Raw genomic sequence first — 25021 nt, forward strand, 5'->3', positions numbered from 1 at the left:
TAATCATAAACTCTTGTTTTTCGACAAAACTCAAAAAAACATCAATTCATTAAAAATCAAAAACTTAATGTTTTTTTTGATCTCTGGCACAACCTTTGTAATAGATATTGCGACTTAACTATTATAAAACTTGGAGAACAAAATGAAAACTTTACTTATTACCACCTTAACAACGGCTTTATTATCTTTTAATAGCTTTGCAGACGATACCGCTGATATTAAAAACATGGCTAGTCTGATGGCTAAAACAGGTTTGCATCAACTTAATACGCAATTGAAGATCAATACAAAAGCTAAAACCCAGCAAGCTATTATGACCTTGGCTTTAACAACTAATAATGATCCCATTTTAGTTGCAAACATTTCAGATAAAAATAATGCTCAAATAAAGCATACAGCTCAAGTTATGGATGAGTAAGGATTGATTATGCCAAGCTTAGCGCTTATTTTTACACTATTGATGTTACCTGCTTTGTTCTTATTGTCAGCATCAGTGGTCGTAAGCCTATTAGAAAGTAGTCATGAGCAACAACTTATTGATGAACAAGCCGTAAGTTAATCGCAGGGGATTTGTTGTACCCTGCTAATTTATATTGCCTAATCAACTGTACATAGATCAATTAATTCGTTATTTTTTAAGCCTTATTCAAAAATGAATGACACTAACTATGCTTTCGGCTTATCAGCAAATAGTATCGTGCCAACAGTTGCATGATTTACTTTTTTCTACTGACAATTTAACAGTAGATCCTAAAAAACAACCTTCGAACATTATTCTTCTCGATGCGAGTATTCCTCCAGTTGGTAAAATGCGCTCTCCAGTAAAGCACTGGCCAAATTTTGCGTTGCCAAATGCCAAACGATTCGATTTAAATAAAAACTTTTCTGATTTATCAAATTCATTACCCCATACAATGCCAAGTGTTGAATATTTTCAGCAACAAGCGCAGGCGTTAGGTGTTATGAATGATAGCCAAATTATTGTTTACGATGATCAAGGCTTATTTTCAGCTGCACGTGCCTGGTATATGTTTAGAGCCATGGGGCATAAAAATGTTGCTGTACTTGACGGCGGTTTACCTGCATGGCTTGAATTAGACTACCCCGTTTCATTAGGCTTATACGACTCTACTGAAAGTGGTAACTTCACCGCGAAGTTTTATAAAGAATATTTCTGTAGCAGCCAAGATATATTCCAGCAGCTTGGTACTACTGAGCTTCTTGTTATTGATGCCAGAGCAAAGGATCGTTTTGAAGGAAAAGTTGCAGAGCCGCGTGAAGGGATTCGAAGAGGACACATTCCTCACTCGGTAAATTTACCTTTTAGTGATCTATTGAAGAATGGTGTGCTGCTCCCAAAGAATATTTTAGAGGAAAAGTTTAAAAAAATTAATCCTCAAGATAAACCGATGATCATGAGTTGTGGCTCTGGTGTAACCGCTTGTGTTTTAGCATTAGTCGCGGAAATGTGTGCTTATAAACAGTTGCAAGTTTACGACGGTTCATGGAGTGACTGGGGAGGGGATCATCAACTTCCCGTGGTAACTTCTAAATAATGCCATTCTTAGTTAAAAAATAGACACCTTCCTCATATGGTTAAATTAACTATTTTATTTGTTAATTTGACCACATCTTCGTCTGACATATTATGTCTTTATTTTATCGTGATTTTTAAATTCAATAAACTCCTTTTTAATCAAATGTTTAATTTGTTTTGCTTAGTTGGCATGTCACTTGTAATAGAAGACATAGTAGCAAGTTAAACGTTAACTCATTGAGATAATACTTAACGAGCCATTACATTAAAAACCAAATAGAAGCGCATTTGCGTAGGAGAATGGATTATGGGCATGTTTTCACGTTTTACAGATATTATTAACGCTAACCTAAACAATATGTTGGATAAAGCCGAAGACCCTGAAAAAATGGTTAAATTGATCATTCAGGAAATGGAAGAAACTTTGGTTGAAGTACGCTCTACTGCGGCAAAAAATATTGCCGAAAAGAAAACGTTGATGCGCCAAATCGCATCATTAGAAACAAGTATAAAAAATTGGCAAGAAAAAGCAGCATTAGCCATTAGTAAAGACCGTGACGATCTTGCGAAGTCAGCGCTGCATGAAAAACAAAAATGTGTAACACAAGTCGGTGAATTGCAGCATGAATTAGCGCAGCTCGATGTATTTCTTAGTGCGGTTCAAGAAGACGGTCAACGGTTACAAGAAAAACTGCAAGAAGCTAAACGTAAGCAAGATGCTTTCGTATTACGTCAAGCATCGGCTGAAGTCCGTTTAAAAGTTCGTGAAAGAGCAATTGTTTATAACATTGATGATGCGATCAGCAAATTTGAACGATACCAACAAAAAATTGATCAAGTAGAAGCTGAAATAGAGTCGTATGACTTTACTGCCAATAAAGATCTCGAAAGCCAATTTCGTGACTTAGAGACAGATGAAACTATTGATCAAGAATTAGCAGACTTAAAAAAACAAGTCGTTAATGGCTAAGGGTAAATTCATAAAATTTTAAGGAGCATCACATGATACACGAAAGTGACTATTTTATAATTATCATGTGTTTGGCTCCGGTACTCACTTTTTTTGTTGGTGCAGTATTATTAACTATTTTGAAAAATAACGGTTGGAATTGAGGAATAAATGATGAGCTATCAACGTGAGTATTCAGTGAAAAAAACCTTAAAGAAAGATGTTTCACACAAAAAATTATCGGGTGTTTGTGCCGGTATTGCAAAATATTATGAGTTACCAAGAATAGCAATACGCATTGCCGCCATCGGAGCATTGATTATTTTCCCACTAGCAACCGGCGTTGCTTACGTTGTGGCCGCAATATTATTACCCACAAATGATTAATGTGAAGCAATACGCCTTAGCGGTATGTTAAGCGTAATATTTACACTTAACTGACTAACAAGACAATAAAGAAAAGTAGGAGGGACCATGTCATTTTTTAAATCGTTTATGTTAGCTATTTTTGCCACCTTATTTTTAACTTATGTGTTAGGAATAAGCTTTATCGAAATGTTTAATGTTGATCTTTATGTTGGTGAAGAGCTAATAGAGCCAATAAAGGCCATTAGTATTTCAGCAATTATTATGGTTATTTTAGTTATTCTAGCATTCACGATTGTGATGAGTGTTTTTGGTTCCTTAATTTTTATAGGATTGATGATTTTTGGTGCCCTTGCTATGGTGATGATTGGTGTTTTTTGGCCTGTTATTTTTATTGCGTTTGTTATTTGGTTATTAGCACGTGATAAAAAACAAATCGCATAGAAATAAAGGAATTAGTAAGTATGGTTTGACTCTTTAACATGTTAATTGTTAGTGATGTTGTCTTTATAAAAATTGGGCTGAAATACTTCTACACTCGTTAGTGCTTACCAAGGGGGTAAATGCTCAGGCTTGGTTAGCAATGACTTTAGGCATAGCAGACTCGGCATGTTGTTTCCTCAATCTTCTGCTGGTTATTACTAATCATGCAGTAATTTAGCGATGGCACTAGCAATATCACGGACCGTTTTTCATAAATTTTCAGGTGAACACGTGATTGTTTTTTTTGGTAATAATTATATTATCCATTTTGCTCAAGCTTAGTTACAATGTTCATGCAATTAAAATCATCGGTCTAAAAGGAAGTATAGCGAGAAATGAATAAAATATGTTTAATAGCAATTGTCTTATCTTTTACTTTATTTGATATAAGCAGTAATGCCCTCGCTGTTGAGCGCAACAGCAATATTATTATTGAAGCCCCTTATGTGAGAGCAAGCATACCTGGCACCGATATAACCTCAGCCTATATGTCGATTGAAAATAAAAACAATGAAGCGATAATTTTAACGGGTGTAAGTGGCTTGTTCGCAGATAGAATTGAAATTCATCAACACACCATGAGTAATGGTATGATGAAAATGCGACAAGTAGAACAGTTGGTTGTTAATGAACAAAGCAAAGTGATATTACAGCCTATGGGTTATCACTTAATGATATTCAATGTAAAAAAAGCTTTGTTACCTGAAGAGGAAGTTTCATTAACATTGCATTTTAAGCAGCAAAAGGATCTTGTAATAACCATTCCTGTGCAAAGTATCAAGCAGGAAAAACCAGCTAAAAAACAGCACCACCACCACTAGGAGCTCAACATGACGACTAAATTTTCAAGTAAAACTTTTATCACGCTTTTTTTAGCCCTTATTGTCTCATTTTATTTTTTAGGGGTTTATTGGAGCTTTGAGCCAGATCAGCTTGATATTAGAGCTGAAGTCACTCGCGATGCTGCCGCCGAGGGTGTAAGCCCTGTTGTTGGTTATACCACCACAACCGCACTGATCCGAGTAACAGAAACATTACTAAATAAGCAAGGTGGTTATCTTTCAAATGATGCCCTGCCTCCTTCAGTCTTTCTAGATAATATTCCTGCGTGGGAATTAGGCGCTCTTGAAATGTCGCGAGATATGGCACTTGTTATGCGTCAAGAATTTAGTCGCTCGCAGTCACAGTCAGTAGAAAATAAGCACTTAAAAGTAGCACAACCTCAGTATAATATTGACCACAAAAGTTGGGCAATGCCAAGTGCCGAAAGTGAATACAACAAAGCAATTAACGAATTGTACGCCTACCGTAAAGCATTAAGCGATGTTAATAGTCAAACTGCACAGTTTTATGCACGCTCAGATAATTTACGTGATTGGATCCAAGAAGTGAATAAGCGTTTAGGCAGCTACTCTCAGCGATTAAGTGCAAGTGTTGGACGTGAGCAGTTAAATACTGATTTAGCGGGCGACAGTGAGGCTCAGCAATCAACATATACTCAAGCTAGCGTTGTGTTAAAAACGAGTTGGTGGAAAATTGATGATGAATTTTACGAAGCACGTGGAGCATGTTGGGCGTTATTACACTTTTTACGTGCCGTAGAAATCGATTTTAATGACGTTTTAGAGAAGAAAAATGCTAAAGTAAGCGTACAGCAAATTATTAGAGAACTAGAAGCAAGTCAAGAATCTATATGGAGTCCGATGATTCTTAATGGCGATGGCTTTGGTTTATTAGCTAATCATTCTTTAGTAATGGCAAATTATATTTCACGTGCTAATGCAGCACTAATTGATTTAAATGACTTATTAAGTCAAGGATAATAAAGGATTAAACATGAAAAAAACAGCATTGGCCGTACTCGTTACCGGTTTACTTTCAACATCTGTTATGGCTGATACCATTGCAGGACTTTATATTGGTGGGTCAATATGGAGTAATGAAGCTACGGGTACTTTTGGTGAAAACAATAACTTAGTTGATTTTAATTTAAAAGATCAAGAGCAAGGTTCTTTCTATATCGCTTTGGAGCACCCTTTACCGCTTATACCAAATTTAATGATTGCCTCAACAACATTAGACACCGATGGTTCTACTGTTTTAACGCAAGATTTTGAGTTTGAAGGGCAAACCTTTAATTCATCAACACCTGTTGAAAGCACGTTTGATGTTAGCTATGTTGATTACACGCTATATTATGAACTCTTTGATAATGGCATCTTATCTTTTGATTTTGGTTTAACCGGTCGTGATTTTGACGGAGATATAACGGTTGCATCATCAGGTGAAAGTGCAAAGCTGGCTGTAACTGAAATAATTCCAATGCTATATGTTTCAACCATTATTGGCTTGCCAGGTACGAGCTTTAACCTTTTTGCTAATGGTAACTTGTTATCAATAGATGACCATAAATTGTATGACTATCAAGTCGGTGTAAGTTATGAATTGATTGATAATTTAGCTGTTGATGTGAACTTAACTGTTGGTTACCGAGCGGTAAAACTTGAACTTGAAGACTTAGATAATTTATATACAAATATTGACTTTAAAGGGGCTTTTGCTGGCGTTGTTGTTCATTTTTAACGTTTAAAATAAGCTTGCTTGATAAATTATATGTTATAAAAATAAAGACGTTGATTGAAAAATCAGCGTCTTTTTTATTTTAAGTACATATTAATTTAATCCCATTAGAGTATTTAGCATGCGGGTGAGTGTATATTAAACGCTCAGCCAAAATATCCCAATGTTAAATTAGCTATAAGCCATATACACACTGTATATATATAAAACTTAGGCTTGTTACGCGGTATCATTTTATAATTATTTCATTAACATCTTTTAAATGAATGGTTGGGTTGTAAACGTTTATGACTTTAACGTAACGTATGCTTTACTTTTTGTTTGTTTTTTTTCTGGTAAATGATTGCTTTTTTGTTACATAAATGTAATAAGTTACCATAGTGCTCACGCTGTGGGTGAATAATAAAATGCTTCAGTACTCATGATCATAATATGGGTTAATAATAAAAATATAGTAAAAATATAATAGTTAGGGAATCGTATGAAATTTAATAAATCAATCGTTGCTTCATTTGTAGGTGCAGCAATCGCTTCAGCTTCTATGGGAGCTTTAGCTTCAGATACTGGTGCTTTTTTAAATATGGCCGCTCCAGCTGTAACAAATCAAGTATCTTCACTAAGTGGTATGAGCAATCAATATGACGCTCAATTAGGTAAAAATACTTTTCAATGGGCAAATGTAAAAAATAAAGCACCTAACATTGGTGCTATTTCAGCGAAACATCAAGTAGCCTTCGCTTCTGAATTTTATTTAAATCAACTTACAGGTATTTCTACTGTAAAAAAATCAGGTGTACAAGCTGTATTAGCAAGTGTGCATGATAAAGGCGTTGGCGCGAAAATAGCGAAATACAAACAAGAAGTTAACGGCGTAGAAGTTTTCAACCGTGAATATAATATTATGATGGATGCTGAGTTTAACTTAGTTGCTTCATCAGGTTATTTAGCAAATAAAACATCAAGCCAAGGACTTAAAAGTGATTTATATTTAAACGCTTTTGGAAGCCCTATTAAAGCTATTAAAGCTGCTTTTACTGATTTATCTGGTGACTCAAGTGATATTAATTTATCTGTAAAAGGGACTGCTGGTAAATACACTAAATTTAACGCTTCAAGTAGTGAAAAAATGCTTGGCGAACCTCGTGCTAAGCAAGTTTTTTTCGAACAGAAAGGTCAGCTTATACCCGCATATTATATTGAAGTTGAGTCCGCATTAGTAGGCAGTGTAGATTCAGAATATTTTAGTTATGTTATCTCTGGTATTAACGGCAAAATTTTGTTTAAAAACGATCTTTCCAGCCACGCTGATAACTTTAACTATCGTGTATACGCTGATGAAGATACTAAAAAACCTTGGGATAGCCCTCATGGAAATGTAATTCCAGCCGTTAGCGCAGAAACTCCAGACGCTACTGCTTATTTAGATGCTCCAATGCTTTCATTAATCTCGGCGGGAATAAGTACCGGTGATGCATGGTTAGCTGATGATGCAACAACAACAGATGGTAATAATGTAAAAGCTTATGTAGATGCTCTTGCACCTGATGGATTTACTAATGGTGATATTATTGCGGAATTAACAAGTACTAATACATTTGATTATAAATATGATACGGATTTAGTTGAAAATTCAACTCATAATAGAAAAGCGGCAACAGTTAACTTATTTTACTTAAATAACTATTTACATGATGATTTTTACGATCATGGTTTTGATGAAGCATCTGGTAATGCCCAGAATTTTAATTATGAACGTGGTGGTGTTGAAGGGGATGTACTTCTAGCTGAAGTTCAGGATAACTCTGGCTTCAATAATGCGAATATGTCTACTCCTGCTGATGGTGGTTCGCCACGCATGCAAATGTACTTATTTGACAGCAAAGATGCAGTAAATGGCACTGATTACGGTGTAACAGTTACATCTCATGATGATATCGGTCTAGCGGGCGTTTCACAACGTTCATCGTTCGGTCAAGGTCAATTCAGTATTGCTGGCAGTGTAGTTCGTATTGATGATGCAATGGATGTGATTACTGATGGTTGTCAAGCGGCTGCAAACCCTAGTGCGTTAATGGGGAAAATAGCGATTATTGATCGTGGCACTTGTAACTTCACTGTGAAAGTTAAAAATGCACAAGATGTGGGGGCGATTGCCGTCATTGTAGTGAACAATGTTGATGATGGTGCGACTCCATCTATGGGTGGAAGTGATGATACAGTAACAATTCCTAACATGGGTATTAACTTTGCAACAGGTGCAGCTATTTACGCTAAATTAACTGCAGCTGAAGATGTAACTATCTCTATGTTTAATAACAAACCTTATAAAGGTAGCTCATTTGATAATGGTATTGTGGCTCACGAGTGGGGTCATTATATCAGTAATCGTTTAGTTGGTAATGGTTCAGGGTTGAGTAATAACCAAGGTCGCTCTATGGGCGAAGGCTGGGGCGACTTCCATGCATTATTGTTATTGTCTGACGCAGACGATGCGATGATTGCGGGTAATGAGATGTTTGAAACGGCATACTCTGCTACATCATATGTCGCTAATTTTCAAACAGGTATTCGTAACTACCCATACTCTACAGATATGGAAATTAATCCACTTACCTTTGAAAATGTTATTGCAGGGAACGGATCCTTTAAGATGGCAGATGGTTCTGCAGAAGTTCATGATGCGGGTGAACCATGGGCAGCAATGTTATGGGATTCTTACGTAGCGTTGATCAATGATGATCGCCATACTTTCGCCGAAGCACAAAGCTTAATGAAAGACTACTTGGTTGCTGGTTACAAAATGACGCCAGTTGCACCAACATATACGGAAGCACGTGATGCCGTTCTTGCTGCAGCTTATGCTAATGATCCTGCGGATTATGACCTTATTTTAGCGGCATTTGCTCGCCGAGGCATGGGATTAGGTGCAGTATCTCCTGCTCGTGATTCTATTGACCATACTGGCTTAGTAGAATCTTACGAGGTTGACTACTCTGAATTTGCTATTACTTCTCATACATTAAACTCAAACTATGAAGGTCTAACTTCAGGTTACTGTTCTAATGACAACGTTTTAGATAAAGGCGAAACAGGTACAGTAAGTTTTACTATCCAAAATAGAGGTAGTAAAACTTATACTGATGTAGTTGCTAAAATTGAAGTTGTTGGTGATCATGATATTACTTTAGCCAATGAGGGTATGACGACCTTTACTACCTTAAACCCTACTGAATTTTCTGCTAGTACACCTATTGAAATAGTACTAAATGAAGCGATGATGTCTGATTCAATCGAGTTGAAAATAACGTTCCCTGAACTTGAAGACGAAGTTTCAAACGAATATTCATTTACTGCAACTGTTAATTATGATTTTGCAGATCGTGCACCAGAAAACAATTCATCAACAGATACAATGGAAGATATTTCATTATTCAAGAACTGGACTGAAAATGTAATGACAGGCGGAAAATTCGCAGTCGGAACACAGTCATTTGATAATGGCGGTAATATTCCTTTCTTTGCTGGATCGTCTGGTGTTGATTTAGGCGCACAAGCAATGGTTATAGGTAATAATAGCTTTCAATCTGACGTTGCTGTTGAAACTAAAGCAATTCAAGTAGGCTATGCAGGTAACTTTGAAATGAGCTTTTGGCACTTTTATGGCTTAGAAGAAGGCTGGGATGGTGGTGTTGTTGAAATCAGTGTAAATGGTGGTGACTGGGCAGACGTTACTGCAATGGGTGGAAGATTTGATATTGGTTATACAGTTGCTCTGGATGAGGATGATAATGAAGTAGCAGTAGAGCTAGTATCACAAGATTCCCAAGTATTATCAGGACGTCCAATATTCACTGGTCGAAATAATGATGTTACTTGGGGCAACATGGAACGTGTTAACTTTGGTACAACATTAAACGGAAATGAAGTAAAACTAAGATTCCGCGTTGGTACTGATTCATACGCAAGTGATGCAGGTTGGTGGATTGATAATGTTCAATTTAGTAACATTACATCATCTGTATATTCAGGTTTAGTTGCTGGCGATACTTATGCTTGTGATAACCGTTTACCGATTATCAGTGATATTTCTGACGCATCAGTAAAAGAAGATGACACTTTTACGCTTGAAGTAGAAGCAAGTGATCCTAACGCGGATGAATTAACTTACACGTGGACTCAAACTTCAGGACCTACAGCTACAATGACTGGTGGTGATACAGCAATGCCAACATTTGTTGCTCCTAGCTTTGATTCTGAAACAGGTTTAGATACTGAGCTTACCTTTAATGTTGTTGTTAGCGATGGTATTAGTTCTGTTTCAGCAGATACAACTGTTGCTGTTGCACAAAAGCCAGACTTTAAAGTTGAAAGTGGTGGTTCAGGTGGTTCTACAGGTATTATTGCCTTGTTATTACTTCCATTAGCTATGTTACGTCGTCGTTTTAAATAGACCGTTAATGTAGTACCCAAAAAGCTGATTGATTATTCAATCAGCTTTTTTTATAACTTAAAAATATCATGGAAAATAATAAAGGAAATAAAAATGTATAATCTTAGCGTAGCATTGCTTGTTATGGCTTCTTTGACAGCATGTTCTGATACTCCTGATGAAAAAAAGCAAGAAATAGATGGGCTAAAAAATGACACAACATTAGGTGCTACAAAACAAAAATCGGTTCTTGAAATAAACAAAGAAACGCCGAAGCTTGTATTAAAAGACAAAGCGATTAAAAGTGATCAAAGTGGACAATTTTTAGAGAATATTCAGTACAAAAAAAATAATGTATTAATGATCAATAAAGAAAAATTTACATTACGTTCAGAGTCGTTAACTAAAGGGGCTAAAGTTTTTAATATTTTGATGTCAGAACCTGGAACAGTGAAAGGAACTTTTGTTGTAATAGTCAATGAGGGAGAAAAATCAGTCAATATTGATAATACTGCTGAAATTAATGAAATAGCCAAAAACACTTATCGATTGACGCCCAAAAAAGGTGTAGAGTTTTTAAAGTATTATAAACTGCTCTTGAGTGCAAAGCAGCTTCAACAAGTCGAAATGGAAATAGATTACAGTGGAAAAAATCGCCTATCACCGCAAGAACGATAATAGACGATTATTCTGTTGGAGGTATCAGGTACTAACGAAATCTAATGCTTGGTATCATTAATAAAGTGCGCAAGTTTTGCTTCATCAAACTTATAAGTGGTTAAGCAATATTCACACGTCATTGATACACAACCTTGCTCTTCTATAATACTTGCCAATTCGCTTGGCGCAACTTGAGCAATAGCGGTTAAGCACTTTTCTTCAGAGCAGCTACATTGGTAATTAACATCTTGAGGTTCAAATAAACGGACCTCTTCCTGATGATATAAACGATACAACAAATTCTCTGCGTCTAATGAAAATATTTCATCGGGTCTAATTGTATTGGTCAGTTGGCACAAGTGTTCAAAATCACTCAGTTGCTTTTCTTTGTTATCACCATCGGGTAGTAGCTGAATTAAACTGCCAGCAACCTGAGTATTATCGTTATTGTTAAATAACCAAATTTTTGTGGGTATTTGCTCTGAAACTTCAAAGTAATGCGCTAAACAATCGGCTAAGTTATCTTTATCAAGTGCAACAACACCTTGGTAAGGTTCGCCTTTTTCAGGACGTATGGTAATCACCATCGTGCCTTTACCGACTAAAGCTCTCAAGCCAACACCTTCAGTTGGCTCGGCTAAACGAGCGATACCACGCATATTTTGATTATGATCGCCATTAACTGACATGTAGCTAATAGGTCCATCTCCTTGCAACTGCACAGTGATTTCCCCTTCAAACTTCAAAGTAGCAGTCAGCAAACAAGTTGCCGCAACTAACTCTCCTAACAATGTTTGCACACCCAAAGGGTATTCATGCAAAGCAATTATTTCTTGATACGTCTTGGTTAGTTGTACAAGCTCACCACGAGCATGTTTACCATCAAATAAATAGCGATTTAATACATCAGTTTTAGCCGTCACAGTTACATCCTCTCTTTAAATTCTCTTAGTTTTCGACGTTGTTTCTTATCAGGTTTAGTGTCGCTTGCTGGACTAAGTAAGATACCTTGTTTACGGGCAAAGGCATTTTTTTCACGCACAGCAACACTGTTATCTGTTTCTTGGTAAAGCGTTTGAGCAAAATTCGCATCTCGGCGTGTGTCTGCTAAGGCAAGAACAATAATTTCTCGTTCTTCATAACTTTGGCGAAGCACAACTTTGTCACCTAAAGTAACGGCTTTACCTGACTTGGTTCGTTGACCATTATAGAACACCTTACCACCATCAATCATTTGTTTAGCAATAGCGCGAGTTTTATAAAAACGAGCAGCCCATAACCATTTGTCTAGGCGAATTGACGTGTTTTCAATTTTAGGCTGATTATGTTTCATATAATTGTCATTATCCTCGAAATAAATGCCGCGGCGAAAATATCATAATTGTTTATAATGTCTAGTCTTTTCAAATGGTGAATAGGTGATCTGGCAATATTAGTTTGCATATAATAGAACTAAATTGTTAATAAATATTTTATTCGCTATTCTATCCTTGTTGATAGTGTCTAGCTCAAGTACTATCAGGTGATAATAATAAAAACCCATATGAATTTTTATAAAGACAACCATGCAATTACCTTCAAACTTTTCTAATGCAGCCGACTTTCTCTCACAATTACCTCAGCAAAAAATAGCTAAGGTGATCAGTGCGCTTTTATTAGTTTATATTGCCTACGTTCTCGCCCAAATCTCTTGGCTTGTTGCTCCTAGTGGGCAATACGAAACTTCTTCAAATGTCACCGTAAAATTTGCAAAATACAACACCCAAAAAACTACAATTAGTTTAACAGATTTAAAGACATTGAACTTATTTGGTGTGTACACCGACAATATAGAAAAAGTTGAAACTTTTGAAGTAGAAAGTGCGCCTGAAACACAATTGAATTTAACGCTGTCAGGTGCTGTTGCCAGTGACGATAAAGTGACTTCTGCTGCTGTTATTGAAAATTCAGGAAAGCAAGACACCTATAGCCCAGGCGAAACGATCACCGGAACACGTGCAGTACTTGATACCGTCTTTCGTGACAGAGTACTTTTAAGGCATGCGGGGAAGCTTGAAACATTGATGCTTGATGGTTTTGATTACAATGAAACGATTCAGCTGGAAGCTCAAAGCCGTTCTAAAAAAACGAACGCCAACATTAAAACAATAGATGATCGGTTAACATCACCTAATGTCATTGACCAAAGAACAAATAAAATGCTCAGTAAAAGCGTTGAGTCATTCAAAGAAGATATTAATGAAGACCCAAGTAAAATCACAGACTATTTAAAAATATCGCCTGAACGTAAAGAGGGGAGAATAGTGGGGTATTCGTTGATGCCAGGTAAAAATGCCGAGTTTTTCCAAAACGCAGGATTGAAATCTGGCGATGTGGCTATTCAAATGAATGGTTATGACTTAACCGCGCCAAGTGATGCAGCACAAGCACTTTCCGCATTAAAACAAGACAAAGAAGTCTCGCTATTAATTGATCGTAATGGCGAAATAACAGAAATATTATTTAGTATCGGTGGTTAACCCCCTTACTTATCAAAATTGAGAATTAAGCTATGATAAATTTATCCATGCGCAAACATTTTAGCGCTCCTTGGTATAAACGTGTATTAACAGCAGGCTTAACTGTTGTGATGATGAATACCGTATTATTTAGTGCATATACAAGTGCAGCTAAGTACTCTCCAAATTTCAAGGATACTGAAATTGCCGAATTTATTAATATAGTCGGTAAAAACCTCAATAAAACCATGATCGTTGACCCCAACGTTCGCGGCAAAGTTAATCTACGCACCCAAGACGAGTTAACCGAACAACAATATTACCAAGTCTTCTTAAATGTGCTTGAGGTTTCTGGTTATGCCGCTGTTGAAATGGACAATAATGTCGTCAAAGTTATTCGTAATAAAGATGCAAAGACCTCATCTATTCCCGTTGTTGGTGACGAAAACCCTGGCATGGGTGATGAAATGGTTACCCGTGTTGTCGAAGTTAAGAATGTAACCGTGCGTGAATTAACACCTTTGCTTCGTCAGCTTTCTGACCAAGCAGGTGGTGGTAATGTGGTTGATTATAGCCCTGCTAATGTCATCATGCTTACGGGAACGGCTGCCGTTGTTAACCGCTTAGTCAATATTATTGAACGTGTCGATAAAGCGGGCGATCAAGATGTACAAATCATTAAATTGCAATATGCATCTGCTGCAGAAATGGTACGTATCATTGAAGCGATGAATAAATCAACACAAGGAAAGTCGGGAACATCAACCTTCCTTATTCCTAAAATAGTGGCAGATGAGCGTACTAATAGTGTGATAGTGAGTGGAGAATCTCAAGCACGAGCTCGTGTCGCTAAATTGATTTCTCGTTTAGACAGCGAATTAGAAACTAACGGCAACACCCGCGTTTATTATTTAAAATATTCAAAAGCTGAAGATTTAGTTAAAGTTTTAGAAGGTGTCAGCAAATCAATAGAAGCAGAGAATAGCTCATCACAAAGCGGTAAACAGGGCAGTAAAAAACGTAATGTTAGTATTGATGCTCATGAAGATACGAATACCTTAGTTATTACCGCTCAGCAAGACATGCTCCGCTCTCTTGAAGATGTTATTCGTAAATTAGATGTACGTCGTGCACAAGTCTTAGTTGAAGCAATAATTGTTGAAGTTTTTGAAAGTGACGGTGTTAGTTTAGGGGTGCAATGGTTTAGTGAAGAGGGTGGTTTTACTCAGTTTACTAACGGTCCGGCGCCAATTAGTGCCGTTGCAGCTGCCGCTAATGCAGCAAAATCAACTGCAGGTGCAAAGGGGTCTACTGTCACTTCTGAAAGTGGAGCCGTTACTGTAAACCAAGACCAACCAGATACAGATGGAGACTACAGTTTAGCTGCGCAAGTTTTAGGCTCTGTTAGCGGTACGATGTTTGGTATTATGAAAGGTGACTGGGGCGCTATCGTACAAGCGGTAAGCTCTGACACTAATGCTAATATTCTTGCAACGCCAAGTATTACGACACTTGATAATGAAGAAGCCCATTTCTTAGTGGGTCAAGAAATTCCAATTCTTACCGGCTCGTCTACAGGCAGTAATAATGGTAATCCTTTTCAAACCGTAGAACGCCAAGAAGTAGGTATAAAACTAACGGTTACGCCACAAGTTAATGAAGGCAGTGGCGTGCAATTAACGATTGAGCAAGAGGTTTCTTCCGTGAGCGGTGCTACGGGTGTTGATATTTCTATTAACAAACGCGAAATAAAAACAGTGGTCATGGCAGACTCGGGTGCAACCGTTGTTCTTGGTGGTTTGATTGATGAAGACGTACAAGAAAGTGTGCAAAAAGTACCGTTACTTGGAGATATTCCTTTTATTGGTCACTTATTTAAATCAACAAAAACCTCTACACGTAAACGTAATCTCATGGTGTTTATTCGCCCAACCATTATTCGTGATGGCAAAATGATGAATGAAATCAGTAAAGATAAGTATAACTATATTCGTGCTGATGAAATACGTAAGCAAGAAGAAGGCTTGTCATTAATGAGTGATGAAAAAATGCCGTTATTACCAGAGTGGAATGACAAATTGGCGTTACCTCCTTCATTCGATGAATACATGAAAGGAAGTCAATTAAAAGCGCCTAGTTTATTACCACCTGCTGTTGATACCAAAGATGATAATTCATCAACTTCAGATGCAAAAGAACAATAATATGGCTGATCTTGACACGAGCGAAGCCATTGAAAGCATTTCTACCTTAAATGTCACAAGTCATGTGCAAAATATAGTGGAAGAAACAGTGCTGATAACCCGCCTACCTTTTAATTTTGCAAAGCGCCATAGTGTACTTATCAGCAAAAATAATGACCAATACACATTACACTGCTTGGCGAATGTTAGCAGTGCGGCCGTATTAGAAGTGCGTAGGGTATTAAAAACAACTTTTGCCATTGAGTTTCATTCATTAGATGAATTTGAACAGTTGCTGACTATTTCGTATCAACGAGATTCATCAGAAGCTCAGCAAATGATGGAAGATATTGGCAACGAAGTAGATTTATATTCCCTTGCGGATGAGATGACTGAAACTGAAGATCTTCTTGAGAATGAAGACGATGCACCTATCATTAAATTGATTAACGCGATGTTGAGTGAAGCAATAAAAGAAAATGCTTCAGATATACACATTGAAACGTTTGAATCTGCACTACAAATTCGTTTTCGAGTCGATGGTGTTTTAAGAGAGGTGTTGAAGCCTAATCGCAAACTTGCTTCATTACTTGTTTCTCGTATTAAGGTCATGGCAAAACTTGATATCGCTGAAAAACGTATTCCTCAAGATGGCCGAATTTCTTTGCGCATTGCTGGTCGTGCTGTTGATGTACGTGTTTCAACAATGCCAACAGGTCATGGCGAGCGTGTCGTGTTACGTTTACTTGATAAAAACTCAGTACGTCTTGATCTTGAAGATTTAGGAATGACACTTGCTAATCGTAAAAAGTTTTCAAAACTTATTGATAAACCACACGGTATTATTTTAGTTACGGGTCCTACGGGGTCGGGTAAAAGTACCACGCTTTATGCGGGGTTAAGCCAGATTGACTCAAAAGAGCGCAATGTATTAACCGTTGAAGACCCCATCGAGTATGCTATTGAAGGTATTGGGCAAACTCAAGTTAACACCAAAGTGGATATGACCTTTGCTCGTGGCTTGCGCGCCATTCTTCGTCAAGATCCCGATGTGGTTATGGTGGGTGAAATTCGTGATTTAGAAACAGCCCAAATTGGTGTACAAGCAAGTTTGACCGGGCACTTAGTGATGTCAACATTGCATACCAACAGTGCCGCTGGCGCAATAACCCGTATGGAAGATATGGGTGTCGAGTCATTTTTGTTATCATCAAGCTTATTGGGTGTGCTAGCCCAGCGACTCGTTAGAACGTTGTGCCCACATTGTAAAGAAAGCCATTTACCTGATGAGCCTGAACTTAAATTACTTGAACTACCTGAAGACAATACGCAAAAAATATATCGTGCTATTGGTTGTAGTGAATGTAGTCAAAAAGGCTATAAAGGACGAATGGGTATTCATGAGCTCATTGTTGTTGACGATAAAGTACGTGAACTCATTCATAACGGCAAAGGTGAGCAAGCTATCGAAAAGTTTATTCGCCAAAGTACGCCAAGCATTCGTCGAGATGGTTTTGATAAAGTCATCACTGGACAAACAACACTTGAAGAAGTTTTGCGTGTTACAAGAGAAGATTAACTAGAGTTTTATTATGGCAGCTTTTGATTATCAAGCAGTAAATAGCCGTGGTAAAGCGGTAAAGGGTGTTATCGAAGGCGATACACCCAGACATGTACGTGGCTTATTACGTGACAAAGGTTTAATGCCAACAGAAGTAACACCAAGCTTACAGAAAACCAAGCAAGCAGCAAATAAATCGCGCTTTGCTGGTCGAACAAAAGTGTCAGTTGCCGAGCTTGCATTAATCACACGTCAGTTAGCTACCTTAGTAGAGTCAGGTTTACCTATTGAAGAATCACTGCTTGCTGTTGGCGAGCAATGTGAAAAAAACAGTATGAAAAGTATGATCATGGCTGTGCGTACTAAAGTAACAGAAGGCTATGGTTTGGCAGAAAGCATGTCAGAATTCCCCTATGTATTTAGTGGTTTATATCGTGCAATGGTAGCAGCAGGTGAAAAGTCGGGCTTTCTAGACACCGTATTAAATCGTTTGGCTGACTACACAGAACAGCGCGAGCTATTACGTTCACAAATAATTCAAGCGCTCATTTACCCTGTTATTATGACCGTAGTAGCCATCGGCGTTATTGCTATACTGCTCACTGCGGTAGTCCCCAAAATTGTTGGTCAGTTTGACCACATGGGAGCAAGCTTACCGGCGTCAACACAGTTTTTAATCAGTGCCAGTGACTTTCTCAGAGATAACGGTTTGTATATTCTTATACTAATTACCCTGCTTATTGCTGGATTTACTCATTTAATGAAAAAGGCAACGTTCAAGTTTGCTTTTCATCAAAAAGTGATCAGCCTGCCTGGCATAGGAAAAATAATTCGAGGTATTAACACCGCTCGTTTTGCACGTACCTTAAGTATCCTTACCGCTAGTGCTGTGCCTTTACTTGAAAGTATGAAAATATCAGGTGAAGTTTTAGAAAATTTATACATTAAACAATGTGTAAAAGAATCAGCAGACAAAGTGCGTGAAGGTGCAAGTCTTCGGGTTTCTTTAGAGCAAACGAAATTATTTCCCCCGATGATGCTTCATATGATTGCCAGTGGTGAAAAAAGTGGCAAGCTTGAACATATGCTGGGCCGCTCAGCAGACAACCAAGACAGAGAGTTTGAAGCGTTGATGAATATATCGCTAAAAGCTTTTGAACCCGCCTTGATGATTGTTATGGCTGGTATCGTTCTTTTTATAGTAATGGCTATATTACAGCCTATTCTTCAGTTAAATACCTTAGTAGGAGGTTAATGTGTACGAAAAAACTCAACCAATGAAAGCGAAAAATAAACAACGAGGTTTTACCTTATTAGAAGTCATGGTTGTTATCGTGATTATCGGTTTATTAGGCAGTGTCGTTGTCCAAAACTTAATGGGTAATATGGATACAGCAAAGATTCAAAAAGCGGTACAAGATATTAATGCCTTAGAAACCTCGTTGAGTATGTACAAAATGGATAATTATAAGTATCCCAGTACAGAACAAGGTTTAGATGCTTTAGTTGAAGAAACTGATGTTGAGCCTTTACCGCGTCGCTTTCCAAATGGTGGTTACGTTAAACGTTTACCGGATGATCCTTGGGGTAACGAATATCAATTATTAAACCCAGGAGAAAATGGTGATATTGATATCTTTACCATGGGACCCGACGGTGAACCAGGTACAGAAGACGATATAGGTAATTGGAATCTTGGCGACTACCAGTAGGTCTTGTGAAAAAATTTAACATGAACCATTATTTTAACCGTAATAATCGACCAAACGGCTTTACTTTAATTGAAGTGATGCTGGTGATTGTGCTTGTTGGATTAATGGTTTCTGTTGTGCAGTTTACGGCCTCAGGTGACAAAGCCGAAGAAACCCTTGAGCAGTCAAGTAAACGTTTTGCAGGTGTTTTCAATATTGCTGCTGAATACGGTATGTTGAACAACATTGAACTTGGGTTAATGATTGATAAAAATGGCTATCAATTTCTAGGTTTCGATGGCGTAAGTTGGTCTGATGTTTCTGAAAATGAGCTGTTCAGTCGTTATAAATTGCCCAAGGGTGTTGAGCTGGTTTTACAACTTGATGATTTACCGATCGAAGAACCACAATTATTTGATACTGAGTCATTTAATGAGTTACAAGCCGAAAACACGGAGGATGAATTAAAGGAAGAAGATGACTCAGAAAACATGGTAAAGAAGAAAAAACTCATCCCACAAATTTATATGCTCTCTGGCGGCGAAATTACACCGTTTAGCTTACGCTTTCAATTTATTGAAAATGATTACACCGAAGCAAAACTTTATTTTAAAGTAACCGGTTTATATACCACCCCATTAAACGTCGAAGGACCACTCTTTGATGATTAATCAGGTGAAAAAATCAATGCATAAATTCTCATTAGGCTTCACATTAATTGAAGTCATGTTAGCGATGGCCATTTTTTCAATTGCGGGTATTGCCTTATTAAGTGCAGCTGACAATAACTTCAAAAATTTAAATCACTTGGAAAGTAAAGTATTAGCCAATTGGGTTGCTTCTAATCAATTAGTTGCTGTAACTTTGGCAGAAGAGTGGCCACCTAAAAATAATAAAAAAGGCAAAGTGGAAATGGCTGGCCAAGAATGGTTTTGGCTACAAAAAGTGATTAAAACAGAAAATAAAAATATGCGCTCCGTTGTCATTGAAGTGCGCAATAAAGAAGATCAAAAATTAGCGATTACCAGCATGGTAACCTATTTGTCAAAGAGTCAGCTTTGATGAACGTTCATATCAAGAAGCCAAAAAATAAAGGCTTTACCCTCTTAGAAGTATTAATAGCCATCGCTATTTTTTCGATGATCAGCTTGAGTAGTTTTACGATTTTTAATACGGTCTTAAAAAGTAATGAATCTTCTAAAATTCACACAGAACGAGTCAATGAACTACAGCGTGGTTTTTTATTAATTGAACGAGATTTACTGCAAATTGCCAAGCGCAGTATTCGGCTAAATGGCGAAGAGCCGCAGGTAGACTTTTTATATACCGACAACAACAGTTTCTCAAATAGTGAGAGTACATTAGCCTTTGTTCGACACGGATGGACAAACCCGGGTTTACTCTTACCGCGCAGTACTATGCAATCAGTTGCCTACCAGTTAAACGATGAAACTTTTGAGCGACTTCATTTTAATTTTGTTGATGCTATTCAAGGGCAAGAGCCTAAAGTAAGAAAACTGATCACAGAAATTGAAGCGCTAAATTTTGAATTTTACTATAATAAAAAATGGCAAAAAGAAATTATCAGTAAAAGCTTGCCGCAAGCTATTGCGATAGAGCTGTTAACGAAAGATTACGGACTGATCCGCAGAGAGTTTTTAGTCGCGGGTGACTCCCTTGCTAATCCAGCAGTCCCGTCAGGGAAACCGTAATGTCTGATTATCAGTTATCTCGGGTTATAAAAACAAAACCCTATCAAAATAACCGGGGTGTTGCTCTGATCACTGTTTTGCTGATTGTCGCTTTAGCGGCCGTCCTTGCAACAGAAATGACAGCCCGCTTACAGTTACAAATGCAACGAACGAATAACATAACGCTAAATCAGCAAGCTTATTGGTATGCGATGGGGGCTGAAGCGTTTGCAAAAACAATATTAATTAATGCTTTTGAAGATGAAAAAGATGTCACGCATTTAGAGCAAATATGGGCGCAAGGTGAAACAAGCTATCCCGTAGATTTTGGACAAATCACCGGTGAAATCTTTGATATGCAAGCTTGTTTGAACTTGAATGCGTTAAGAACCAATTCAAGTATCACCCCTTCAGGACTTAAAAAACCGCCAATACAAGAGGCCTTTAAAGAATTAATTATTGCACTAGGCGTCGAAGGTGTTAGTCAGTTTGAAGCCGAGTATATGACCGATGCCTTAGTTGATTGGCTTGATCAAGACAGTGCTATAGCGAGTGCTGGCGGAGCAGAAGATAATGACTATTCAGCAAAAGAGTTTCCTTATTTACCGGCTAATCACTATTTAGCAAGTATTACCGAGCTGCGCTTAATCGAACACTTTACTGTGCCTGTTATCAATAAATTAAAAGCGTATGTTTGCGTATTACCCAATAGTAATTTACATGAAATAAACCTAAATACTATTCGCAGTGACCAAGCCGAACTTTTACAGGTCTTACTAGATATTCCTCTAGCTGATGCTGAGCAAGCGTTAGCTGACCGAAAAGGTGATGGTTTTAAAACAGTTAATGACTTTTTTAGTCTACAAGTAATAGCCAAAAATAAAAAAATAACCGATGATCAAAAGAAGCAATTTGTTGTTGACAGCCAATACTTTAAACTTAAAAGTATTGCCAGTTTTAACAACAGTTTCTTTGCGTTAAGTACTTTAATGAAAGTTGAAAGTAATAATAATATCTCTGTAGTGAGTCGTACCATAGGACGAGAGTAATGGCCGAAAAGTTATACATCCGATTAGGCAGTAGCGCGAAAGATGCGGTGCATTGGCTAATATTTAGTGACGATCAAGAAGGCATCATTGCAAGTGGTGAACTCCCCGATGCAAATGCACTTGAGCAACTCGCAGAAAAGGCAAAGCAGCGTGAAGTTATTGCCTTTATTCCTGCAAGTGACATTAGTCTGAAAAGTTTAACGGTGCCGAGTAAGTCAGCGAAAGCGATGCGCTTAGCAGTACCGTATATGCTTGAAGATGAATTAGCGCAAGACGTGGAAGATTTATTCTTTGCTTACAGTGAGATAAAAATTGCCAGTAGCAAGTATAACTGTTTTGTTGCAGTCGTTGAGCATGCTCAGCTTAAGCTATGGCAAGCGTGGTTAGCAAACGCTGATATTCCCTGTAAAAAAATAATACCTGACGTACTCGCTATGCCATTTAGTAAGGCTAATGTTGGTAGTGCGATTGTCTTAGGTGAGCAAATACTGATACGTCAAGGAAAGTGGCAAGGGGCCACGATAGACAACAATACTTGGCCAATTATTAGTCAGTCGCTGAGTAAAACCGAAGTCGTTGTCGAAGATAAAAGCGCGCAAGCAAAGTCAGTAGGTGATGAGAGTCATAAGGAAGAGCCAGCTACGTTCTCTTTAAATGCTTATTCATTATTACCAGAATCGACCGCTGAACTTACCATTAATGCGATGCCAGAAGAGTTACCTTTGGCGTTATTGGCTGCAACATATAGTCATGATAAAGCAGATAAATTTAACTTATTGCAAGGTGAATTTAAAACCAAAGAACAACGTTCACCGGCGTTAACAGGCTGGTTATGGGTCGCAGGTATTGCAACGTTTGCTTTATTGCTTAATGTAGGGATTAAAGGCGCTGAATTAATGCAACTTAATAGTCAGCAGGCACAATTAGAACAGCAGATTATTAGGACCTACAAAGAGACCTTTCCTAAAACAAAACGTGTTCGAGTGACAACGATTCGGTCTCAGCTTAAACAAAAGCTCAAGGAGGTAGGCGACTCTAGTGGTGAAAGTGGCTTTTTAGCAATATTAACCCAAGTTCAGCCAGCATTAGCCCTAGTGCCAGAAATAAAATCTCACACCTTGAAGTTTGATGGCAAGCGAAATGAAATTCGTATGCAGGCAACGGCCAGTGATTATCAATACTTTGATCAGTTAAAAATAGCCCTTGAAAAAAGCAATCTAACAGTTTCATTGGGCGCACAAAATAATCAAGGTGATGAAATTTCTGGTTCATTTAGTATTAGCAGTGATATTAATAATCAGCAATCAACGAACACAAGTAAGGGTCGATAATGAAAGTCTGGTGGCAACAATTAAAAAGCTCTGAGCAACGACTCGTTGCGATCATGAGTTTGGTGGTGGTGCTGTTTTTATTTTACAGTATTATTTGGCAGCCATTGGTTAATAACACCCAAAAAATTCAACAAAAGTTAGTGAGTCAGCAAGCACTGTATACATGGGTACAAGAAAGTACACAGCGCTATCAACAATCTCAAAAAAGAGCTGCTTCAGCCGTGAGTAATGGTAGCCTTTCTAGTATTGTAAATGGTAGCGCAGGTCGCAATAATATTTCTATCGCACGTTTACAGCCACAAGGTGATGACTTGCAAGTTTGGATCGATGAAGTACCGTTTATACAATTACTCAGTTGGCTTGAGTTTTTAGCTAACAATGAAGGTTTAGTTGTGAAAAGTATTGATTTAAGTAAAGCTGAGCGCAACGGTGTCGTGAGAGTGCGTCGTTTACAATTAGGAAAAGGTTAATGAAAAAGTGGTTTGCTTATGGAGCAATTTTTTTTAGTGTCTATATCGTCTTTTTAATCTCTACGATTCCCGCCGCTTGGCTTGTTAGTTTTATTAACTTACCCAATAATGCCCAAGTATCAGAGCTTTCAGGTACGGTGTGGCGAAGCTATGCAAAACAAGTACGTATTGATAATGTCGAGATTAATAATGTCAGTAGTGAATTAAGTTTCTTTTCATTATTAATGCTTGATCCCAAAGTTAAGTTAACGTTTGGCGGGGCATTATTTAGTGGCCCAGAAGGGAAGCTCACCGCGAGCCAATTGCTTGAGAAAATCAAGATCACAGATGCAGAGATCAGTCTAGCGGCTAATCAAATTGCTGAAAAACTCAATTTACCTATACCGTTACAAGCCCATAACCTTATTGATATAAAGGTCGATGAATTTATTGTTGGCAAACCAGTATGTCAGCAAATGACCGGGGCTATAGACTGGAAAAAAGCATCGATAACGGCATTATCAGAAAAAGTAAAATTAGGGGCTTTATCGGCTGCCTTAGCCTGTGAAAAAGGTGCTTTAGCCCTTACTATTTCGCCTAAAAATGATCTTGGCTTAACGTTTACCGCTTATGTACATAATATGAAAAGAGCTTCTGGAAATGGCTATTTAAAGCCTGGTGCTAATTTTCCGGAAAAACTTAAACCCGTTTTATCTTTTATTGGTAAGGCTGATAACCAAGGACGTTACCGCTTGAACTTTTAATGAACCAATATGCCTGATACTCGAAAGGTTAACTCACGGTATAGTCATCTCGACTTTTGTTAGGATGACTCACGTTCATTAACTATTTAATGGGGTTTTTTCTGATTTCATCAATTAATGTTCTAAAATCTGATGTCGATGGAAAGCTATTTATAGTGCGTGTCGCTTTTTGACTATCGGGATTTTCAACCGCTAATAAATGTTCAAACCCATACTGTTGGGCTGACTCTAAAATATTAATACTGTCATCAACAAACAAGGTGTTATCTAAGTCAAAGCCTTGTTTTTCCTGTAAACGTTCCCACAATAATTGTGATTCTTTAGTTACTCCAAATTCATGCGTTGAATACAAAACATCAAAATACTTATCGAGTTGAGTCAACTCAATTTTAAGTAACAAACTATCTGGATGAGCATTTGTAACGAGAATTATCTCTCGACCACTTTCGCGTAACGCCACCATAAAGTCATGCGCATCACTGCGTAAACTAATTAAGTGTTGTACTTCACGCTTCAATGCTTGAATGGGTAATTTTGTTTGTTCAGCCCAATAATCTAAACAGTACCAGTCAATTGTTCCCGCTACTTTTTCATAATGGCTTGCCAAGTTTTCTTTGGCTTGTTCAAGTGATATCTTTGCACTTTCGCTGTAGCGTAAAGGTAAATGATGTAGCCAAAAATGATTGTCAAAATGTAAATCGAGGATGGTGCCATCCATATCTAAAAGTACGGTGGAAATTTTTGACCAATTAAGCATTTTATTTTTCCTTTGAGCTATTATTTATTAATTATATCTAAAG

At 37.6% G+C, this 25021-nt stretch carries 26 protein-coding genes; 23 read left to right on the plus strand and 3 right to left on the minus strand.

The window, feature by feature from the left end; all coding sequences use genetic code 11:
• Positions 1 to 142 precede the first annotated feature (142 nt).
• The 11 genes from H4J39_RS09205 to H4J39_RS09250 all read left to right on the plus strand — a co-directional run bounded on the left by H4J39_RS09205 (position 143) and on the right by H4J39_RS09250 (position 11022).
• On the plus strand, positions 143 to 418 hold the full coding sequence (locus tag H4J39_RS09205) for a hypothetical protein (protein WP_182227615.1): 276 nt from the start codon (positions 143 to 145) through the stop codon (positions 416 to 418).
• Positions 419 to 427: 9 nt separating this feature from the next.
• A complete protein-coding gene (locus H4J39_RS19160; protein WP_259368802.1) occupies positions 428 to 559 on the plus strand; it encodes a hypothetical protein in 132 nt (43 codons plus the stop codon).
• A 97-nt stretch (positions 560 to 656) separates the two neighbouring features.
• Entirely contained in the window at positions 657 to 1556 is a 900-nt protein-coding gene (locus H4J39_RS09210; protein WP_182227617.1) for a sulfurtransferase, read from the plus strand.
• A 288-nt stretch (positions 1557 to 1844) separates the two neighbouring features.
• Positions 1845 to 2507, plus strand: a complete 663-nt coding sequence (gene pspA / locus H4J39_RS09215) for a phage shock protein PspA (RefSeq protein ID WP_182227619.1) — start codon at positions 1845 to 1847, stop codon at positions 2505 to 2507.
• A gap of 153 nt (positions 2508 to 2660) precedes the next feature.
• Positions 2661 to 2873 (plus strand): PspC domain-containing protein, encoded by a 213-nt coding sequence (locus tag H4J39_RS09220; protein ID WP_182227621.1) that lies wholly within the window; start codon positions 2661 to 2663, stop codon positions 2871 to 2873.
• An 87-nt stretch (positions 2874 to 2960) separates the two neighbouring features.
• A complete protein-coding gene (locus H4J39_RS09225) occupies positions 2961 to 3296 on the plus strand; it encodes a hypothetical protein (protein ID WP_182227623.1) in 336 nt (111 codons plus the stop codon).
• Between the two features lie 374 nt (positions 3297 to 3670).
• Complete coding sequence (locus tag H4J39_RS09230) at positions 3671 to 4156, plus strand: copper chaperone PCu(A)C (RefSeq protein WP_182227625.1); 486 nt, start codon at positions 3671 to 3673, stop codon at positions 4154 to 4156.
• Positions 4157 to 4165: 9 nt separating this feature from the next.
• Positions 4166 to 5158, plus strand: coding sequence for a DUF2333 family protein (locus H4J39_RS09235; RefSeq protein ID WP_182227627.1), 993 nt, complete (start codon positions 4166 to 4168; stop codon positions 5156 to 5158).
• Between the two features lie 13 nt (positions 5159 to 5171).
• Positions 5172 to 5918 (plus strand): TIGR04219 family outer membrane beta-barrel protein, encoded by a 747-nt coding sequence (locus tag H4J39_RS09240; RefSeq protein ID WP_182227629.1) that lies wholly within the window; start codon positions 5172 to 5174, stop codon positions 5916 to 5918.
• 478 nt (positions 5919 to 6396) lie between these two features.
• Positions 6397 to 10365, plus strand: coding sequence for a rhombosortase-dependent M36 family metallopeptidase (locus H4J39_RS09245; protein ID WP_182227631.1), 3969 nt, complete (start codon positions 6397 to 6399; stop codon positions 10363 to 10365).
• Positions 10366 to 10458: 93 nt separating this feature from the next.
• Positions 10459 to 11022 (plus strand): hypothetical protein, encoded by a 564-nt coding sequence (locus H4J39_RS09250; RefSeq protein WP_182227633.1) that lies wholly within the window; start codon positions 10459 to 10461, stop codon positions 11020 to 11022.
• A 41-nt stretch (positions 11023 to 11063) separates the two neighbouring features.
• Here the strand turns inward: H4J39_RS09250 and hslO are convergent, their stop codons facing one another.
• Together hslO and hslR are read right to left on the minus strand one after the other, a co-directional pair.
• A complete protein-coding gene (gene hslO, locus H4J39_RS09255; protein ID WP_182227635.1) occupies positions 11064 to 11927 on the minus strand; it encodes an Hsp33 family molecular chaperone HslO in 864 nt (287 codons plus the stop codon).
• Between the two features lie 2 nt (positions 11928 to 11929).
• Entirely contained in the window at positions 11930 to 12337 is a 408-nt protein-coding gene (hslR, locus tag H4J39_RS09260; RefSeq protein WP_182227637.1) for a ribosome-associated heat shock protein Hsp15, read from the minus strand.
• A gap of 232 nt (positions 12338 to 12569) precedes the next feature.
• Between hslR and gspC the strand changes: the two genes are divergently transcribed.
• The 12 genes from gspC to H4J39_RS09320 all read left to right on the plus strand — a co-directional run bounded on the left by gspC (position 12570) and on the right by H4J39_RS09320 (position 24221).
• Positions 12570 to 13523: a type II secretion system protein GspC gene (gene gspC / locus H4J39_RS09265; protein WP_182227639.1), complete on the plus strand. Its 954-nt coding sequence runs from the start codon at positions 12570 to 12572 to the stop codon at positions 13521 to 13523.
• Positions 13524 to 13633: 110 nt separating this feature from the next.
• Entirely contained in the window at positions 13634 to 15706 is a 2073-nt protein-coding gene (gene gspD, locus H4J39_RS09270; RefSeq protein ID WP_182228413.1) for a type II secretion system secretin GspD, read from the plus strand.
• Between the two features lies 1 nt (position 15707).
• Complete coding sequence (gspE, locus tag H4J39_RS09275) at positions 15708 to 17264, plus strand: type II secretion system ATPase GspE (protein WP_182227641.1); 1557 nt, start codon at positions 15708 to 15710, stop codon at positions 17262 to 17264.
• A gap of 13 nt (positions 17265 to 17277) precedes the next feature.
• Positions 17278 to 18501, plus strand: coding sequence for a type II secretion system inner membrane protein GspF (gspF, locus tag H4J39_RS09280; protein WP_182227643.1), 1224 nt, complete (start codon positions 17278 to 17280; stop codon positions 18499 to 18501).
• Between the two features lie 22 nt (positions 18502 to 18523).
• Positions 18524 to 18958, plus strand: a complete 435-nt coding sequence (gene gspG / locus H4J39_RS09285) for a type II secretion system major pseudopilin GspG (RefSeq protein ID WP_182228415.1) — start codon at positions 18524 to 18526, stop codon at positions 18956 to 18958.
• A gap of 5 nt (positions 18959 to 18963) precedes the next feature.
• Positions 18964 to 19608 carry a type II secretion system minor pseudopilin GspH gene (gene gspH, locus H4J39_RS09290; RefSeq protein ID WP_310649735.1) on the plus strand — a complete coding sequence of 215 codons (645 nt, stop codon included), beginning with the start codon at positions 18964 to 18966 and terminating at the stop codon, positions 19606 to 19608.
• Positions 19601 to 19999: a type II secretion system minor pseudopilin GspI gene (gene gspI, locus H4J39_RS09295; RefSeq protein ID WP_259368817.1), complete on the plus strand. Its 399-nt coding sequence runs from the start codon at positions 19601 to 19603 to the stop codon at positions 19997 to 19999. Before gspH ends, gspI begins: the two co-directional genes overlap by 8 nt.
• The gene (gene gspJ / locus H4J39_RS09300) at positions 19999 to 20649 is read left to right on the plus strand and encodes a type II secretion system minor pseudopilin GspJ (RefSeq protein ID WP_182227645.1); all 651 of its coding nucleotides are present in this window, start codon (positions 19999 to 20001) and stop codon (positions 20647 to 20649) included. The genes gspI and gspJ overlap by 1 nt, the downstream gene beginning before the upstream one ends.
• A complete protein-coding gene (gene gspK, locus H4J39_RS09305) occupies positions 20649 to 21677 on the plus strand; it encodes a type II secretion system minor pseudopilin GspK (RefSeq protein WP_182227647.1) in 1029 nt (342 codons plus the stop codon). Before gspJ ends, gspK begins: the two co-directional genes overlap by 1 nt.
• Positions 21677 to 23008, plus strand: coding sequence for a type II secretion system protein GspL (gspL, locus tag H4J39_RS09310; RefSeq protein WP_182227649.1), 1332 nt, complete (start codon positions 21677 to 21679; stop codon positions 23006 to 23008). Before gspK ends, gspL begins: the two co-directional genes overlap by 1 nt.
• Entirely contained in the window at positions 23008 to 23478 is a 471-nt protein-coding gene (gene gspM / locus H4J39_RS09315) for a type II secretion system protein GspM (RefSeq protein ID WP_182227651.1), read from the plus strand. The genes gspL and gspM overlap by 1 nt, the downstream gene beginning before the upstream one ends.
• Entirely contained in the window at positions 23478 to 24221 is a 744-nt protein-coding gene (locus H4J39_RS09320; protein ID WP_182227653.1) for a type II secretion system protein N, read from the plus strand. The genes gspM and H4J39_RS09320 overlap by 1 nt, the downstream gene beginning before the upstream one ends.
• 82 nt (positions 24222 to 24303) lie before the next feature.
• Here H4J39_RS09320 and yrfG read toward each other — a convergent pair whose 3' ends face one another.
• Positions 24304 to 24978, minus strand: a complete 675-nt coding sequence (yrfG, locus tag H4J39_RS09325; RefSeq protein WP_182227655.1) for a GMP/IMP nucleotidase — start codon at positions 24976 to 24978, stop codon at positions 24304 to 24306.
• Between the last annotated feature and the right edge of the window lie 43 nt (positions 24979 to 25021).

Source organism: Colwellia sp. Bg11-12 (genome assembly GCF_014076955.1).
Taxonomy (GTDB): Bacteria; Pseudomonadota; Gammaproteobacteria; order Enterobacterales; family Alteromonadaceae; genus Colwellia_A.